A 16338-nucleotide genomic window follows, 5' to 3' on the forward strand; every position below is an offset into this window, starting at 1 on the left:
CGCGAATCGAAGCAGCCGTGCGCACATTCGCCCGCTGCGGAAACGACAACGGGCGGCCGAAGCCGCCCGTGCCTTCACGCGCCGCGGAGCGATCACTCGCCCGAAGCGGCCTTCGGCTGCGGCGCCGGCGGGTTCTCGTAGATCAGGTACGGCTCGGCCTTGTGCTCGATCACCGTCTCGTCCACCACCACCTTGCTGACGTTCTCGGCCGACGGCAGGTCGTACATGGTGTCCAGCAGCACCTGCTCGACGATCGTTCGCAGGCCGCGCGCGCCCGTCTTGCGCTTGAGCGCCTTCTTGGCGATCGCCGACAGCGCGTCGGGGCGGAACTCGAGTTCCACGCCCTCCATCTCGAACAGCTTCTTGAACTGCTTGGTGATGGCGTTCTTCGGCTCGGTGAGGATCTTCACCAGCGCGGCCTCGTCGAGCTCCTCGAGCGTCGCGATCACCGGCAGGCGACCGACGAACTCGGGGATCAGACCGAACTTGATCAGATCCTCCGGCTCGACCTCCGCCAGCACCTTGCCGATCTCCGCCTTGCGCTCCTGGCTCTTCACCTTCGCGCCGAAGCCGATGCCGCTGGTGTCGGTGCTGCGCTGCTGGATGATCTTGTCCAGGCCCGCGAATGCACCGCCGACGATGAACAGGATGTTGCGCGTGTCGACCTGCAGGAACTCCTGCTGCGGATGCTTGCGCCCGCCCTGCGGCGGCACCGAGGCGATGGTGCCCTCGATGAGCTTGAGCAGCGCCTGCTGCACGCCCTCGCCCGACACGTCGCGCGTGATCGAGGGGTTGTCGGACTTGCGCGAGATCTTGTCGATCTCGTCGATGTAGACGATGCCCTGCTGCGCCTTCTCGACGTCGTAGTCGCACTTCTGCAGCAGCTTCTGGATGATGTTCTCGACGTCCTCGCCGACGTAGCCGGCTTCGGTGAGCGTCGTCGCATCGGCCATGGTGAACGGCACGTTGAGCAGGCGCGCGAGCGTCTCGGCCAGCAGCGTCTTGCCCGAGCCCGTCGGGCCGACCAGCAGGATGTTCGACTTCGCCAGCTCGACGTCGTCGTTGCGCTGACGGCTCTCGATGCGCTTGTAGTGGTTGTAGACGGCCACTGCGAGCGTGCGCTTGGCGCGCTGCTGGCCGATCACATACTGGTCGAGAACCTCGAGGATTTCCTTCGGCTTCGGAAGGTGGCTGCGCGTGGACTGCGCCTTTTCCTGAAGCTCCTCGCGGATGATGTCGTTGCAGAGTTCGACGCATTCATCGCAGATGAATACGCTCGGGCCGGCGATGAGCTTGCGCACCTCGTGCTGGCTCTTCCCGCAGAACGAGCAGTAGAGGATCTTGCTGCTTTCGCCCGTTCGGCCCTGTCGGTCGTCGCTCATGTTCTGCCTGGCTTTACCTGAAAACGCAGTGTGGAGCCACACCGCTGAATGGCGGCCCGAGGATAGCACGGCGTCCCGAGGCCCTGTCGGGCCCGGGACGCCGGGGTCATCGGAGTTTGTGAAGGCGGTCCGCGGAGGCTGCGGACATGGCCTCAGGTCGGCTGGACGGTGTCGTCCGGGCGACGCTCGAGGACCTGGTCGACCAGACCGTATTCCTTGGATGCCTGGGCGCTCTTGAAGTTGTCGCGCTCGGTATCGCGGGCGATCGTCTCGATCGGCTGGCCGGTGTGCTTGGCGAGGATCTCGTTCAGCTTCTGGCGCAGCGTCAGGATCTCACGGGCATGAATGTCGATGTCCGAGGCCTGGCCCTGGAAGCCGCCGAGCGGCTGGTGGATCATGACGCGCGAATTCGGCAGGGCGAAACGCTTGCCGGCCGCGCCCGACGCCAGCAGCAGCGCCCCCATCGAGGCGGCCTGGCCGACGCAGATCGTGCTCACGTCCGGCTTGATGTACTGCATGGTGTCGTAGATCGCCATGCCGGCCGTGACCACGCCGCCGGGCGAGTTGATGTAGAGGTTGATGTCCTTCTCGGGGTTCTCCGCCTCGAGGAAGAGCATCTGCGCGACGATCACGTTCGCCATGTGGTCGTCGATCGGACCGACCAGGAAGATCACCCGCTCCTTGAGAAGGCGCGAGTAGATGTCGTACGCGCGCTCGCCGCGGCTGGTCTGCTCGACCACCATCGGCACGAGGTTGAGGGCGTGGGGGCGGTTGTCCATGGGTCGCTGGATCTCTGATGTGTGCGGTCCGACCTAGCGTGGGGCCGGCCGGACCGCGACACAAGGCCTTACTGGCGGATCGCCTCGGCGAAGCTCATCGGCTGTTCGGTGTGCTCGGCGCGCTCGGCGATCCAGTCGATCACCTGCTCCTCCATCACGCGCGACTGCAGGCCCTGCATGAGGTTCTGGTCGTTGCGGTAGAGCTCGATGACCTGCTGCGGCTCCTCGTAGGTGGAGGCGATCAGGCGCATCGTCTCGTTGACTCGGCGCGGGTCGAGGCGCAGGTCATTGCGGCGGGCGATCTCGCCGACCAGCAGGCCCACCAGCACGCGCTTGCGCGCCGGCTCCTGGAACTCGGCTTCCATGCCTTCCGGCAGACCGCCCTGGTGCCCCTGGCGACGCGCGTTGTCCAGCGCCTGCGCGGCCATCGAACGGACCTCGTTCTCGATCAGGCGCGGCGGCAGCTCGACGTGCTCGTACGCGGCGATCAGCTGCTCGCCGACCTCGCGACGCAGGCGGTTCATCAGTGCGCCCTTGAGCTCGCGCTCGAGGTTGGCGCGGATCTCGGCGCGGAACTGCTCCGGATCGCCGCTCTTCACGCCGAAGCTACGGATCAGCTCGGCATCGACTTCCGGCATCACCGGCTCGGCGACGCGGTTGACCGCGACGTTCACCTGTACCGTCTTGCCGGCGAACTCGGCCACGCGCCACTCGGCGGGGAAGTCGACGTCGAACTGCTTGGCCTCGCCGGCCTTCAGGCCGATCAGGTTCTGCTCGATGGCCTCGAGCATCATGCCCGAGCCGATCACGTCGGCGCCGCGCTCGACGCCCTCGGCCGGGACGCGCTGCTCGCCCGCCTGCGACCAGGTCTCGAACTCGACGAGGTCGCCGGCCAGCGCACCGCGCTCGACGTCCTGCCAGGTGCGGCGCTGCATGCGCAGGTTCTCGATCATCGTGTCGATGTCGGCATCGGTCACCTCGGCGGTGTGGCGCACCACCTTGAGCTTGGACACGTCGATGTCGCCGAAGTCCGGCACCACCTCGAAGTTGGCGACGAAGGCGATGCTGCCGTCGTCCGCGGGCGTCGGCTCGATGCGCGGCGCGCCCGCGATCTGCAACTCGTTCTCGCGCACGGCATTGCGGAAGCTGTCGCCAAGCATCTGGTCGAGGATCTCGCTGCGGACCTGCTGGCCGAAACGCTGCTCGATCACCTTCGTCGGCACCTTGCCCGGACGGAAGCCCTTGAGCTTCGCGGTGCGGGCCATCTCGCGCAGGCGCGCGGAGACGGCCGAGTCGAGCTGGTCGGCCGGAAGGCTCAGGGTCATGCGGCGCTCAAGGCTGCCGACGGATTCGACCGAAACTTGCATATCCACTCCTGCGACCGCAGCGGCGCCACGGCACGTTATGTCTGACGGTTCCGACGGCGGCCGCAGCGGCCACGCGTCGTGTTAAGGAACGCGATAGTTTGGCGGATGTGCCGGTGGGGCGCTAGTTGCCCCCCATCGCCGGCCTCCGCCCGAGGCCGAGGCCCGGGCGAGAGCGGCCGGCCGAGCATGGGGTCGCCTCGGCCGCGGCCTGCCGTGGCGGCGCACCGGATCGCAAACGCCCAAGCGGCTATCGGGCGACGCCGCGGGGTTAGTGCCACGGAGGTGACCGAAAAGCCTCCATGCAGGCGCGGGACCGCCGCGGCCCATGCCTGATCCCGCGACGACGGTCTGATGCGAAATGACCGGTCATGGAACAGCCCGCGAGCGGATGTCGCAGCGCCTGGCCACGCGATCTTCAACGCGGCGGCGTGTGGGCCTAGCTTGCGTGGTGCGAAAGGCGGGACTCGAACCCGCACGCCTTGCGGCGCTGGAACCTAAATCCAGTGCGTCTACCAGTTCCGCCACTTTCGCGATCGTGACCACGTCCGCCGCAAAGAAAAAGCACCCGGGGTCGCCGGGTGCTTCGATTTGGTGGGCCGTCAAGGATTCGAACCTTGGACCTATTGATTAAGAGTCAACTGCTCTACCAACTGAGCTAACGGCCCGTGTTTTCAATTTTAGCAGCTCTTGCGGAACACGCAACCACAAAAGCGAAACTGGGGTGGCTGAGGGGACTCGAACCCCCGACATCTGGAATCACAATCCAGTACTCTAACCAACTGAGCTACAGCCACCATAAAGCTTCTTTGGCGGCCGTCATGCAGCAACAGCCCGCCGGTATTTTGTAACGCAACGCGCGACTGCGCGCTCATTCGCCGACGATTCCAAGTCAGCCTTGCCTGGCGCGCCCGGCAGGAATCGAACCTGCAACCACCGGCTTAGAAGGCCGGTGCTCTATCCGGTTGAGCTACGGGCGCCTGTCAGGGCGGAACCGTACGACCCGTCCGGACCGGGATTGGTCGGGGCAGAGGGATTCGAACCCCCGACCCTCTGGTCCCAAACCAGATGCGCTACCAGACTGCGCTATGCCCCGGCCGGTATCTTTCGTCGCGCGCCAGCGCCGCGAAAGAGTCGAGCATTCTCGACGGCCGCCGCCGCGGTGTCAATGCGGAGTCGCGCCGGGCGAGCCGGTATGCTCGGGACATCGAATTCTGCGGGAGACGTCATGCGAAGCGGCAATCCGGCCCTGAAGGCCTCCACCTTCCTCGACCTCGGCTCGGGCGCCGTCGTCTCCTCGCCGTCGGGCACCATGAGCCTCAACGGCACGGTGAACCGCACGGCGCTGCTGCTCGTGCTGACGCTGGGCGCGGCGCTGTGGCCCTGGAGCCAGCTTTTCGCCAATCCGGCGGCCATGAACCCGATGCCCTACGTGCTCGTCGGCGGCCTCGGCGGATTCGTCGTCGCGCTGGTGACGATCTTCAAGAAGACGTGGGCGCCCGTCACCGCACCGCTGTACGCGCTGCTGGAGGGCCTTTTCGTCGGCGCGATCTCGGCCGTGTTCGAGACGCGCTATCCGGGCATCGTGGTCCAGGCGGTCGGGCTGACCTTCGGCACGCTGGCGGCGCTGCTGCTGGCCTACCGCAGCGGACTGATCCGCGCGACGGACAACTTCAAGCTGGGCATCGTCGCGGCAACGGGCGGCATCGCCCTGCTCTACCTCGTCAACCTCGGCATGCGTCTGTTCGGCTTCGGCGGCTTCGGCTTCATTCACGAGAGCAGCACTATCGGCATCGTGTTCTCGCTGTTCGTGGTAACGATCGCCGCACTGAACCTGGTGCTGGATTTCGACTTCATCGAGCAGGGCGTCGAGGCCGGCGCGCCGAAGTACATGGAGTGGTACGCGGCGTTCGGTCTGCTGGTCACGCTGGTGTGGCTGTACATGGAGATCCTCCGGCTGCTGTCGAAGCTGCAATCGCGCCGCTGAGCCGGCCGCAACGAAAAAGGCCGCCCGGGGGGCGGCCTTTTTATGCGCGGGCGTCCGGGTCAGATGCGACCGGCGATCGCCTTGGCGAAGGACATGGTGTTGCCGGTGCCGCCGAGGTCGGGCGTCAGGGAATCCTTCGCCTCGAGCGTCGCGACGATCGCCTTGCGCAGGCGATCGGCCTCCTCGACCTTGCCGAGGTGGTCGAGCATCTGCGCGGCGCCGAGCAGCAGCGCGCAAGGATTTGCCTTGCCCTGTCCCGCGATGTCCGGGGCGGTCCCGTGCACGGCCTCGAAGATCGCCGCATCGGTGCCGATATTTGCGCCCGGCGCGAGGCCGAGGCCGCCGACGAGGCCGGCGCAGAGGTCGGAGATGATGTCGCCGAAGAGGTTCGTGGTGACGATGACGTCGAACTGCTCCGGCTTCATGACCAGCTGCATGCAGCAGTTGTCCACGATCATCTCGTTGCACTCGATGTCCGGATATTCCTGCGCGACGAGGCGGGCGGTCTTGAGGAACAGGCCCGACGTCGACTTCAGGATGTTCGCCTTGTGCACCACCGTGACCTTCTTGCGGCCGGTGCGGCGCGCGAGGTCGAAGGCGTAGCGCACGATGCGCTCGGAGCCGCGGCGCGTGACCTTCTGCGTGAGGACGGCCGTCTCGCCGTCCTCGGACACGGACTGGCCTTCGCCGATGTAGGCGCCTTCGGTGTTCTCGCGGACGGTGATCAGGTCGACGCCCGAAGCGAAGCGCGACTTCGTATTCGGGAACGAGATCGCCGGGCGCACGTTCGCGTACAGGTCGAAGCGCTTGCGCAGCTCGACGTTGATCGACGAGAAGCCCTCGCCGACCGGCGTGGTCAGCGGGCTCTTGAGGGCGATGCGGTTGCGACGGATCGACTCCATCGTCGCGGCCGGCAGCAGCTCGCCATGCTTCTCGAGCGCGACCAGGCCGGCATCGGCGAATTCATAGGACAGGCCGAGATTCATCGAATCCAGCACATGGAGCGTGGCGTCCATGATTTCCGGGCCGATGCCGTCGCCGCGGATGACCGTGATGGTTTGCGTCATTTCTGATTTCCGGGAAATGGCGCCCAACGGATGCATACGGCGCCGTATTAGAGCCCGTCATTATGCCGGAGGCCCGGGCTGGCTGCCCGGGCCTCCGTCTCGAACAGCCGCTTGAATCGCCGGGTCAGCCGTGGTCGTGGGCCGCCGGCGCCGCTTCGCCCTGCTCCAGCCGGTCGAGAAAATCGACAGCACGGCGCATGTGCGGGATGACGATCGAACCGCCGACCACCAGGCCGACCGAAAACGCCTCGAACATCTCGTCGCGCTTGACGCCCGCTTCCCTGCACTGGGCGACGTGGTAGCTGATGCAGTCATCGCAGCGCAGCACCATCGAGGCGACCAGGCCAAGCAGCTCCTTGGTCTTCACGTCGAGCGCGCCGGGCTGGTAGGTCTGCGTATCGAGCGCGAAGAAACGGCGGACGACCTGGTTCGGCTCGGCCAGGATCCGCTCATTCATGCGCTTGCGGAACGCGGTGAACTCGGCGACCCGATCCTTCTCGGTCGCGCCGCTCATGCGCGGCCTTCCAGCAGCGGCTCGAGGCCGCCCTTGCGGTGCAGCGCGATCATGTCGTCGTAGCCACCCACGTGGGTGTCATTGATGAAGATCTGCGGCACGCTCGTCCGGCCGGTCATCTCGGTCATTTTCCGGCGGATATCGGGATTGGTGTCGACCCGGACTTCCTCCCAGGTCTGGCCCTTGCTCTGCAGGAAATTCTTCGCCGCCACGCAGTAGGGGCAGACGGCGGTGGTGTAGATGACGATGTTCGCGGGGGCGCTCACAGGGACTCTCCGGTCGGGATCGCGGGACTATGGCGACCGCGAACGACCATTTCCACCCCTGGTGCCGGAACGCTGCGGCGCCGTGGAACGAAGCGGCGCTCGCGCGGTCGGACGCTTAACACTGGATTCACGCCTGCGGGCCGGCGCCACGGCATCCTCGCGATGCGCGGCACCGCCCGCGCCCAACGGGGAACCGCCTTGCTTCGCACCGCCCTGCTCACCGCCGGCCTCGTCACCGCGATCGCGCTGCCCGTCGCCGCGCAGGAAAACCGCCTGCCCGACATCGGCTCGTCCGCCGGCGGGCTCATCACGCCCGCGCAGGAGGCCGAATACGGCGCGATGACGCTCGCCCAGTTGCGCCATTACGACTACGTGCTCGAGGACCCGCTGATCGACAGCTGGCTCGACACGCTCGGCCACCGCCTCGCCGGCGCGAGCGACGACAGCCGCCGCAGTTACACCTTCTTCATGCTGCGAGAGCGGCAGATCAATGCTTTCGCGACGCTCGGTGGCTACATCGGCATGAACTCCGGGCTGGTGCTCGCGGCGGACCGCGAGGACGAGGTGGCCGGCGTGCTGGCGCACGAGATCTCGCACGTCACCCAGCAACACGTGCTGCGCAGCGTCGAGCGCGCCAAGCAGGATCAGCTGCCGATGGTGCTGGCGATGCTGGGCGCGATCGTGGTGGCGCAGCAGGCCGGCGGAAACTCATCCGGCGACGCGGCGCAGGCGGCAATCGTCACCGCGATGGGCCTCGCGCAGCAGCGGCAGATCAACTACACGCGCTCGAACGAGTCCGAGGCCGACCGCGTCGGCATGCAGGTGCTCTCGCGCAGCCGTTTCGATCCGACCGGCATGGCCGACTTCTTCGCCAAGCTGCAGGCGCGCTCGCGCGCCAACGAGGCCAGCCTGTTCGGCGAGACGCCGGATTACCTGCGCAGCCACCCGATGACGCTCACGCGCATCACCGAGGCCAAGGACCGCGCGGAGCGGCTGCGTGCGCGGCCGGAGTTCAGCGGCGGTTTCGGCGCTGACCATCCCCTGCTGCCCGGCGGCGTGCGGGTGGACGCGAGCACCGGCATGGGCCCGACCGGCCTGTTCGATTACGCCCGCGAGCGGCTGCGGGTACTCAGCGCCGACACTCCGGCGATGGCGATCCAGGAATACGAAGCCATCCGTCGCGCACGTGCGCTGACCGACGCCGAGCAGTACGGGCTGGCCGTCGCGCATCTCAGGGCGGGCCAGCCGAAGTCGGCGATGCCCCTGCTGACCGCGCTGGTCGAGCGCCGGCCTGCCGAGGCCTGGCCACAGCTCGCACTCGGGCAGGCGGAGGCCGCGAGCGGCAACGGGGCGGCGGCCGATGCCCGCTTCGAGGCCCTGCTGGCCAAGACCCCGGCCAGCCGCGCCGTGGCACTGACCTACGCGCAGGTGCTGGGCGAGCGCAGCGGCGCGGCGGCCGGCAAGCGCGCGCAGGCGATCCTTAGGCCGCTGATGGGCTCGCTCGCCGACGACCCGGTGTTCCAGCGCACCTTCGCCCGCGCCAGCGAGAGCGCCGGCGACCCCGTCCGCGCGGGCGAGGCGCATGCCGAGGCGGCCTACCTCAGCGGGCGGCCGGAACTGGCGCTCGCGCAGCTCAACACGCTCAAGAAGCGCGACGACCTCGACTACTACGCGCGCGCCCGCATCGACGCGCGCATCGCCGCCATCACGCCGACGGTGCTGGAACTGCGCCGCCAGGGCATCCGCGACGACGACCTGCGCCGCTGACGACTGTCATCGCGCTGTAACCGGGCGGTAGTGTAGTGACCGCGTCCGAACAGCCCGGTAGCCGCGTGCACAAGCGCATCCTCATCGTCGAAGACGAGCCCGCGATCCGCGACATGGTCGCCTTCGCCCTGCGCAAGGGCGAGTTCGAACCCGTCCATGCCGGCGACGCGCGCCAGGCGCAGGAAGCCATCGCCGAGCGCGTGCCCGACCTGATCCTGCTGGACTGGATGCTGCCGGGCAGCAGCGGGCTGGAGCTCGCGCGGCGCTGGCGGCGCGAGTCGCTGACCCGCGAGGTGCCGATCATCATGCTCACCGCGCGCGGCGAGGAGAACGACCGCGTGGGCGGGCTGGAGGCCGGCGTCGACGACTACGTGGTCAAGCCGTTTTCCGCCCGCGAGCTGCTCGCACGCATCCGCGCCGTGCTGCGGCGCACCCGCGAGGACGACGAGGACGGCTCGATCGCCATCGGCGACCTGCGCATAGACGGCGCCGCGCACCGCGTGATGGCGCGTGTCGAGGGCGCCGAGCAGCCGGTGCAGATCGGCCCGACCGAATACCGTCTGCTGCACTTCTTCATGACGCATCCGGACCGCGTCTATACCCGCTCGCAGCTGCTCGACCACGTGTGGGGCGGCAGCGTCTACGTCGAGGAACGCACCATCGACGTGCACATCCGTCGCCTGCGCAAGACGCTGGAGCCGCACGGGCTCGACGGCATGGTGCAGACGGTGCGCGGCGCCGGCTACCGGTTCTCCGCTTCGCCGGAGGGCTGAGAATGGCCCGGGCCGCCCGTCGACCGGCGGCGTTTAGACTGCGGGACATGTCCAGTGCCCGCTCCGCTTGGCTGCGCACGATCGGCCTGCTGGCGCTGCCGGCGGCCATCGGCCTGCTCGCGGGCGCGACGCTGGGGCGGCCCGAACTTGGCGTGGCCTGCGGCGCCCTCGCTGCGCTGGGCTGGCACATGTGGCGCATGCGCCGGCTGGTCGCCCGGCTGACCTCGACCCGGCGAGCGCGGCCCGACGGGTCGCGGGACTTCTACGGGGACATCGAGCGCCTGCTGCATCGCCGGCAAACCAGTGCGCGCCTGCGCAAGCGCCGGCTGGTCACGATGCTGCGCGCCTATCGCGCCGCGGCGACGGTGCTGCCTGATGCGGTCATCGTGGTCGAGCGCGACACGCAGCGCATCGTCTGGTTCAACGAGGCAGGCACGACGCTGCTGGGCCTGCGCTATCCGCCGGACATCGAAGCGTCGATCGTCGAGCGCCTCCCGGGGCTGCCGCTGGCCTCCTGGCTGGCCCGCGGGCGCAACGCCGAGCCTCTCGACATACCCTCGCCGCTCGATCCGGCGGTGACGCTCAGCCTTCGCCTGCTGCCGTACTCGGAGGAGCTGTGGCTGCTGGTCGCGCGCGACGTCAGCCGCCTGCTGCAGCTCGAGCAGATGCGGCGCGATTTCGTGGCCAATGTGTCGCACGAACTGCGTACGCCGCTGACGGTGCTGCACGGCTACCTCGACATGCTGGACCCGGCCGAGCAGCCGGAATGGGCGCCGATGATCGACGAGATGCAGCGGCAGTCTGCCCGCATGGCGCAGCTGGTCGAGGACCTGCTGACGCTGTCGCGACTGGAATCGCGCGCCGAGCTGCCCAACGACGAGGTGGTGCCTATGGCGGGCATGCTCGCCGCGCTGCGCCGGGAGGCGCTCGCGCTCAGCCAGGGCCGGCATGAGATCGACGTGGTCGACGATGCCTGCGTCGACCTGCAGGGCTCGCCCAAGGAACTGCACAGCGCGTTCTCCAACCTCGTCGCCAATGCGGTGCGCTACACGCCGGCCGGCGGCCGCATCCGCGTGTCGTTCGCGCGCGAGGCGGATGCGGACGGCGGCGTGGGCGTTGCGCTGTCTGTCACGGACACCGGCTACGGCATTCCCGCCACGCACCTGCCGCGCATCACCGAGCGCTTCTACCGCGTGTCCAACAGCCGCTCGCGCGAGAGCGGCGGCACCGGGCTCGGGCTGTCCATCGTCAAGCACGTGCTCGCCCTGCACCAGGCGCGGCTGGAGATCCGCAGCGAGGTCGGCAGCGGCAGCACGTTCTCCTGTCATTTCGGCGCCGCGCGCGTGCGCACGCGGCGTCCACTGGAGCATTTCGCATGAGTTCCGCCGTCGAGAACGACGACCTGCTGCGCGAGCCATCGCTTTACTTCAACCGCGAGCTGTCGCAGCTGGACTTCAACTTCCGCGTGCTGGCGCAGGCGCAGGACCCGTCGGTGCCGCTGCTGGAGCGCCTGCGCTACCTGTGCATCAGCTGCACCAACCTCGACGAATTCTTCGAGATCCGCGCCGGCACGCTGCAGCACGCGCAGCAGCTCGGCCTCGCGGCCGGCCCAGACGGGCTGGTGCCGTCGGCGACGCTGGCGCGTATCCACGAGCGCTCCGCGGATCTCGTGCAGGCGCAGTACGAATGCTGGAACGACGTGCTGCGCCCGGCGCTGTCCGATGCCGGCGTGCGCGTGCTGCATCGCGACAGCTGGACCGATGCGCAGACCGAGTGGCTGCGCGGCTACTTCCTCGACGAGATCCTGCCGGTGCTGTCGCCACTGGGGCTCGATCCGGCGCATCCGTTTCCGAAGATCCTCAACAAGTCGCTCAACATCGTGGTGGTGGTCGAAGGCCGCGATGCATTCGGGCGCGCCGGCCACCTCGCCATTGTGCGCGCGCCGCGCTCGCTGCCGCGGATCATCCAGCTGCCCGAGGCGATCTCCGGCGGCGCCAGCGATTTCGTATTTCTGTCGGCAGTGCTGTCGGCCTTCGTCGACGAGCTCTTCCCGGGAATGGAGGTCAAGGGTGCGTACCAGTTCCGCGTCACGCGCAACTCGGAGTTGCTGGTCGACGAGGAAGAGGTCGAGAACCTCGCGCTCGCACTGAAGGACGAGCTGCTCGGCCGCGGCTACATGCGCGCGGTGCGTCTGGAAATTGCGGAGCAGTGCCCGCCCGATATCGTCGCGCTGCTGCTGGAGAACTTCGACCTCGACGAGAGCGCCGTCTATCGCATCAACGGGCCGGTGAACCTCAATCGCGCCATCCAGGTGTACGACCTGGTCAGGCGCCCCGACCTCAAGTTCCCGCCGTTCACCCCGCGCGTGCTGCCGGGCACCGACGCGATGTTCGAAACCATCGCGTCGCACGACGTGGTGCTGCACCACCCGTTCGATTCGTTCTCGCCAGTACTCGAGCTGATCCGGCAGGCGGCCGAGGACCCGCACGTACTCGCGATCAAGCAGACGCTCTACCGCGCCGGCAAGGACTCGCCCATCGTCGAGCACCTGATCCAGGCGGCGCGCAACGGCAAGGACGTCACCGTCGTGGTCGAGTTGCGCGCACGCTTCGACGAGGAGGCGAACCTCGGCCTGGCCGATCGCCTGCAGGCCGCTGGCGTGCAGGTCGTCTACGGCGTGGTGGGCTACAAGACGCACGCGAAGATGATGCTGATCGTGCGCCGCGAAGGCTCGAAGCTCTGCCGCTACGTTCACCTGGGCACGGGCAACTACCACTCGGGCACGGCGCGCGCGTACACCGACATCGGCCTGCTGACGGCGGATGCGGACATCGGCCACGACGTGCACCTGATTTTCCAGCAGATCTCCGGCCTCGCGCCGTCGCTGGAGCTCAAGCGCATGCTGCAGGCACCGTTCACGCTGCACAGCGGGATGCTGATGCGCATCGAGCGCGAGGCGCGAAACGCCAAGGCCGGGCTGCCGGCACGCATCGTTGCCAAGATGAACGCGCTCAACGAGCCGCAGGTGATTCGCGCGCTCTACAAGGCTTCGCAGGCCGGCGTGCGCATCGACCTGATCGTGCGCGGCGCCTGCTCGCTACGGCCGGGCGTACCGGGCGTATCGGAGAACATCCGCGTGCGTTCGATCGTCGGCAGATTCCTCGAGCATTCGCGCGTCTACTGGTTCGAGAACGGCGGCGAGCCGGAACTGCTCTGCGGCAGCGCGGACTGGCTCGAGCGCAACCTGCTGCGGCGCGTGGAAACCGGCTTCGTCATCGTCGACCCGCGCGTCGCGCGTCGCGTGCACGCCGAGGCGCTGGAGAACTACCTGGCCGACAACTGCAATGCATGGGAGCTGATGTCCGACGGCCACTACGAGCGCGTGGCGCCGGCCGAAGGCGCGGCGCCGCACTCGGCGCAGATGAAGCTCCTGCATAAAATCTGCGGATGAATGGCCTCCTCCACACCGCCCGCCTTCCGTTGAAGGACGGCGACCTGCTCGCCGCCGTCGACATCGGCTCCAACAGCTTTCACATGGTGGTGGCCAGCTATCTGCTGGGACAGCTGCGCATCGTCGATCGCATCAAGGAGACGGTGCGATTGGCCGAGGGCCTCGACGGCAAGGGCGGGCTCGATCCGGCGGTGCGCGAGCGCGCGCTGGAATGCCTCGCGCGCTTCGGCCAGCGCCTGCGCGACATCCCGCCCTCGCACGTGCGTGCGATCGCGACCAATACGGTGCGGCGGCTGTCGATGCCGCAGGCGTATCTGACGCCAGCCGAAAGCGCGCTCGGGCACCCGATCGAAGTCGTCTCCGGCCGCGAGGAGGCGCGCCTGGTCTATCTCGGCGTCGCGCACGAACAACCGCCCAAGCCGGGCCACCTGCGGCTGGTGATGGACATCGGCGGCGGCTCGACCGAATTCATTATCGGCAGCGGCTTCGAGGCGATCGAGCGCGAGAGCGTGCAGGTCGGCGCGATCGCCACCACACGCCGCTTCTTTCCCGACGGCCGCCTGTCCAAGCGCCAGTGGCGCCAGGGCATGGCGGCGGTGCGCGCGGAGCTGCAGCAGTTCACCGGCACCTACCGCTCGCTGGGCTGGAACGAGGCGCTGGGCTCGTCGGGCACCGCGCGTGCGCTCGGCGAGATCTGCGCGGCGATGAAGCTCACCAAGGGCGCAATCACCGCCGAAGCCCTGCCGCAGCTGCGCGACCGCCTGCTCGCCGCCGGCCACGTCGACGACATCGACCTGCCCGGCCTGTCGGACGAGCGCCGCCCGATCATCGCGGGCGGGCTGATGGTGATGGAAGCGGCCTTCGACGCGCTCGGCCTGACGCGCCTCGCGGTCAGCAAGGCCGCGATGCGGGAGGGCATCCTGCACGACATGATCGGCCGCGGCGGCTCCGACGACCCGCGCGAGGCGTCGGTGACCGCGCTGACCGAGCGCTATGGCATCGACCGCGCGCAGGCCGAGCGCGTGGAGCGCAGTGCGCTGCGCCTGTTCGACCAGGTCGCGCAGGACTGGGCACTGGATGCGGACGATCGCCTCATGCTGATCCGCGCCGCGCGCCTGCACGAGCTCGGCCTCGCCATCGCGCACAGCAAGTACCACCTGCACGGCGCGTACGTGATCGAGAATTCCGACATCGCCGGCTTCTCGCAACAGCAGCAGCAGTTCCTCGCGGCGCTGGTGCGCACGCATCGCCGCCGCGTGCACAAATCCGATTTCGATGCCCTGCCCGACCGCCTTCTGCCGGCCGCACGACGCCTCGCGGCGCTGCTGCGCGTAGCCGTCGTCCTGCACCGCGCGCGCGATTCCGACCCGATTCCGGAACTGGGCGCGCGCGCCGGGAAGGACGGCCTGGTGCTGACGCTCGCCGCGCGCTGGTACGACCGCCGGCCGCTGCTCAAGGCGGACCTGCAGGGCGAGCAGGCGTACTTCCCGGGGCTCGGCATGACACTGGAGATCGAGGCGCACTGACGGGAATGCCCGCGGCGCATGCCGCGGGCGTTGTCTCCCAGTGTCAGTCTGTTCGAGTCGCCGACTGGCCGCCCAGGCGGTACCAGTCGTAGTGACGCGTGACGATCATGATGCCGGCAAGGATCGCGAACAGCAGGCCCGAGCCGAGCATCAGAGCGCTGTTCTCCGAGATCAGGAGGCCGTAGAGCGCGGCGTACAGAAGCGCCAGCATCGTCGCGAAGGCCGTTCCGCGCAGCGCGCTGCGCAGTACCGCGCTCAGGTAGAAGCCGATCAGCCCGATGCAGGCGAGGCTCGCCGCCACGTAGGCGATGTCGAAGCCCACGTGCTCGCTCAGGCTTACCAGCAGGAGGAAGAAGATCACCAGCGCGAGGCCCACCAGACCGTACTGGACCGGGTGGATCGGCAGCTGCTTGACCGCCTCGAACATGAAGAACCCGACGAATGTCAGCACGACGAACAGCACGCCGTACTTGGTCGCGCGGTCGGCGCGCGTGTACGCGTCGACGGGGTCGGCCAGCACGACGCCGAGCCGCTCCAGCCCGCCGTCGCCGGCCGCCTGCGCGCGCGAGGCATCACCGAACGGGGCGGCCGACGCGCCTGCCAGGTACTGGCGCTGCGCGTCGGTGGCCACGGACGCGATCTGCCACTCGGCCTTGAAGCCCGTGCCCGACACCGAACTGCGCCACGGCGACTTGCCCTGGAAGCTCGGATGCGGCCAACGCGAGGACAGCGCGATGCGGTTGCGCTTGCCGATCGGCACGATCGCGAGCGATTCCGTGCCCGCCAGTTGCACGTCGAGCCGAGCCTGGAAGGCCAGCCGCTCGCCCGGCTGTGGGCGGTCAAGCAGCGCATGCACGCCGCTGCCCTCGCGCACCCCGGAGCCTTCGCGCAGCGCGACGTCGGCGCCCTCCACCCGCAGCCGCGGCGTGCCCTGCAGACCGCGCACATCGGCGATCGCATAGCCGAGCACCGGCGTACCGACAATGCGCTCGGCGCCGGGCGCGGCGACGTCGGGAATGCGCACGTCGAAGTCGGCGGCCAGCACGCCCGCCCATTCGTAGACCGCCACCTCGTAGAGGCCGCGCTTACGCGTGGAAGGGGCGAGCGGGCCCGAGGCGTCGAGGCGCGTGGGGAAGAACGTCCAATGCGACGCCTGCCGCCGGCGTACGGTGCGCACGACGCCGTCGCGCCCCGTTTCCTCGACGTCGACCAACTCCGAATAGGGCACCGTGAGCACGGGGCCCGTCACCGCCTGCGCGCCGGCGTAGGCGCGTACGACGTCCGCAACCGCCTCGCGCCGGTAGGCCGCGCGCTCGGTGATCACCGCATTCACCATCGCCAGCGGGATCAGGATGACCAGCGTCATCACCGCCACCAGCACCATCTTCAGCCAGATCCGCATCGCACCGCTCCGTGGAAGAGGCGGCCACTGTCGCGTCGCGACGTGCGCCGGCGATGGCCG

The 16338-nt window shown here is 68.5% G+C and carries 13 protein-coding genes and 5 tRNA genes; 6 read left to right on the top strand and 12 right to left on the bottom strand.

Annotated elements, in window-relative coordinates; all coding sequences use genetic code 11:
• Positions 1–92: 92 nt before the first annotated feature.
• The 8 genes from clpX to IE066_RS07590 all read right to left on the bottom strand — a co-directional run bounded on the left by clpX (position 93) and on the right by IE066_RS07590 (position 4621).
• A complete protein-coding gene (gene clpX / locus IE066_RS07555) occupies positions 93–1382 on the bottom strand; it encodes an ATP-dependent Clp protease ATP-binding subunit ClpX (RefSeq protein ID WP_189448308.1) in 1290 nt (429 codons plus the stop codon).
• A gap of 152 nt (positions 1383–1534) precedes the next feature.
• Positions 1535–2161, bottom strand: a complete 627-nt coding sequence (gene clpP / locus IE066_RS07560) for an ATP-dependent Clp endopeptidase proteolytic subunit ClpP (RefSeq protein WP_189448309.1) — start codon at positions 2159–2161, stop codon at positions 1535–1537.
• Positions 2162–2229: 68 nt separating this feature from the next.
• Positions 2230–3528, bottom strand: coding sequence for a trigger factor (gene tig / locus IE066_RS07565; RefSeq protein ID WP_189448310.1), 1299 nt, complete (start codon positions 3526–3528; stop codon positions 2230–2232).
• Between the two features lie 446 nt (positions 3529–3974).
• Positions 3975–4059 (bottom strand) — tRNA-Leu (locus IE066_RS07570).
• Positions 4060–4117: 58 nt separating this feature from the next.
• Positions 4118–4193, bottom strand: a tRNA-Lys gene (locus IE066_RS07575).
• Between the two features lie 52 nt (positions 4194–4245).
• Positions 4246–4322: transfer RNA gene (locus tag IE066_RS07580), tRNA-His, on the bottom strand.
• 106 nt (positions 4323–4428) lie between these two features.
• Positions 4429–4505 (bottom strand) — tRNA-Arg (locus tag IE066_RS07585).
• Positions 4506–4544: 39 nt separating this feature from the next.
• Positions 4545–4621: transfer RNA gene (locus tag IE066_RS07590), tRNA-Pro, on the bottom strand.
• A 132-nt stretch (positions 4622–4753) separates the two neighbouring features.
• Between IE066_RS07590 and IE066_RS07595 the strand changes: the two genes are divergently transcribed.
• Complete coding sequence (locus tag IE066_RS07595; RefSeq protein WP_189448311.1) at positions 4754–5512, top strand: Bax inhibitor-1/YccA family protein; 759 nt, start codon at positions 4754–4756, stop codon at positions 5510–5512.
• Between the two features lie 59 nt (positions 5513–5571).
• On the opposite strand, the gene IE066_RS07600 is transcribed toward IE066_RS07595, so the two are convergent.
• From IE066_RS07600 to grxC, 3 genes are all read right to left on the bottom strand, one after another.
• Positions 5572–6579: an isocitrate dehydrogenase gene (locus IE066_RS07600; protein ID WP_189448312.1), complete on the bottom strand. Its 1008-nt coding sequence runs from the start codon at positions 6577–6579 to the stop codon at positions 5572–5574.
• A gap of 124 nt (positions 6580–6703) precedes the next feature.
• Positions 6704–7093, bottom strand: a complete 390-nt coding sequence (locus IE066_RS07605) for a carboxymuconolactone decarboxylase family protein (RefSeq protein WP_189448313.1) — start codon at positions 7091–7093, stop codon at positions 6704–6706.
• The gene (grxC, locus tag IE066_RS07610; protein WP_189448314.1) at positions 7090–7359 is read right to left on the bottom strand and encodes a glutaredoxin 3; all 270 of its coding nucleotides are present in this window, start codon (positions 7357–7359) and stop codon (positions 7090–7092) included. The genes IE066_RS07605 and grxC overlap by 4 nt, the downstream gene beginning before the upstream one ends.
• A 162-nt stretch (positions 7360–7521) precedes the next feature.
• Here grxC and IE066_RS07615 point away from each other — a divergent pair, with 162 nt between their 5' ends.
• The 5 genes from IE066_RS07615 (at position 7522) to ppx (ending at position 14876) form a co-directional block, all read left to right on the top strand.
• On the top strand, positions 7522–9126 hold the full coding sequence (locus IE066_RS07615) for a M48 family metalloprotease (RefSeq protein ID WP_189448315.1): 1605 nt from the start codon (positions 7522–7524) through the stop codon (positions 9124–9126).
• Positions 9127–9191: 65 nt separating this feature from the next.
• The gene (gene phoB, locus IE066_RS07620; protein WP_189448884.1) at positions 9192–9899 is read left to right on the top strand and encodes a phosphate regulon transcriptional regulator PhoB; all 708 of its coding nucleotides are present in this window, start codon (positions 9192–9194) and stop codon (positions 9897–9899) included.
• Positions 9900–9946: 47 nt separating this feature from the next.
• The gene (phoR, locus tag IE066_RS07625; protein ID WP_189448316.1) at positions 9947–11278 is read left to right on the top strand and encodes a phosphate regulon sensor histidine kinase PhoR; all 1332 of its coding nucleotides are present in this window, start codon (positions 9947–9949) and stop codon (positions 11276–11278) included.
• A complete protein-coding gene (ppk1, locus tag IE066_RS07630) occupies positions 11275–13350 on the top strand; it encodes a polyphosphate kinase 1 (RefSeq protein WP_189448317.1) in 2076 nt (691 codons plus the stop codon). Before phoR ends, ppk1 begins: the two co-directional genes overlap by 4 nt.
• Positions 13347–14876 (top strand): exopolyphosphatase, encoded by a 1530-nt coding sequence (gene ppx, locus IE066_RS07635; RefSeq protein ID WP_189448318.1) that lies wholly within the window; start codon positions 13347–13349, stop codon positions 14874–14876. The genes ppk1 and ppx overlap by 4 nt, the downstream gene beginning before the upstream one ends.
• 43 nt (positions 14877–14919) lie before the next feature.
• On the opposite strand, the gene creD is transcribed toward ppx, so the two are convergent.
• Positions 14920–16278, bottom strand: a complete 1359-nt coding sequence (gene creD / locus IE066_RS07640; RefSeq protein ID WP_189448319.1) for a cell envelope integrity protein CreD — start codon at positions 16276–16278, stop codon at positions 14920–14922.
• Positions 16279–16338 lie beyond the last annotated feature (60 nt).

It is taken from the genome of Cognatilysobacter xinjiangensis (assembly GCF_014651995.1).
GTDB lineage: Bacteria > Pseudomonadota > Gammaproteobacteria > Xanthomonadales > Xanthomonadaceae > Cognatilysobacter > Cognatilysobacter xinjiangensis.

Bases quoted from the DNA above. Each gene is read 5' to 3' on its own strand.
- clpX (WP_189448308.1), bottom strand. From the start codon at position 1,382: ATGAGCGACGACCGACAGGGCCGAACGGGCGAAAGCAGCAAGATCCTC.
- clpP (WP_189448309.1), bottom strand. From the start codon at position 2,161: ATGGACAACCGCCCCCACGCCCTCAACCTCGTGCCGATGGTGGTCGAG.
- tig (WP_189448310.1), bottom strand. From the start codon at position 3,528: ATGCAAGTTTCGGTCGAATCCGTCGGCAGCCTTGAGCGCCGCATGACC.
- IE066_RS07595 (WP_189448311.1), top strand. From the start codon at position 4,754: ATGCGAAGCGGCAATCCGGCCCTGAAGGCCTCCACCTTCCTCGACCTC.
- IE066_RS07600 (WP_189448312.1), bottom strand. From the start codon at position 6,579: ATGACGCAAACCATCACGGTCATCCGCGGCGACGGCATCGGCCCGGAA.
- IE066_RS07605 (WP_189448313.1), bottom strand. From the start codon at position 7,093: ATGAGCGGCGCGACCGAGAAGGATCGGGTCGCCGAGTTCACCGCGTTC.
- IE066_RS07615 (WP_189448315.1), top strand. From the start codon at position 7,522: ATGCGCGGCACCGCCCGCGCCCAACGGGGAACCGCCTTGCTTCGCACC.
- phoR (WP_189448316.1), top strand. From the start codon at position 9,947: ATGTCCAGTGCCCGCTCCGCTTGGCTGCGCACGATCGGCCTGCTGGCG.
- ppk1 (WP_189448317.1), top strand. From the start codon at position 11,275: ATGAGTTCCGCCGTCGAGAACGACGACCTGCTGCGCGAGCCATCGCTT.
- ppx (WP_189448318.1), top strand. From the start codon at position 13,347: ATGAATGGCCTCCTCCACACCGCCCGCCTTCCGTTGAAGGACGGCGAC.
- creD (WP_189448319.1), bottom strand. From the start codon at position 16,278: ATGCGGATCTGGCTGAAGATGGTGCTGGTGGCGGTGATGACGCTGGTC.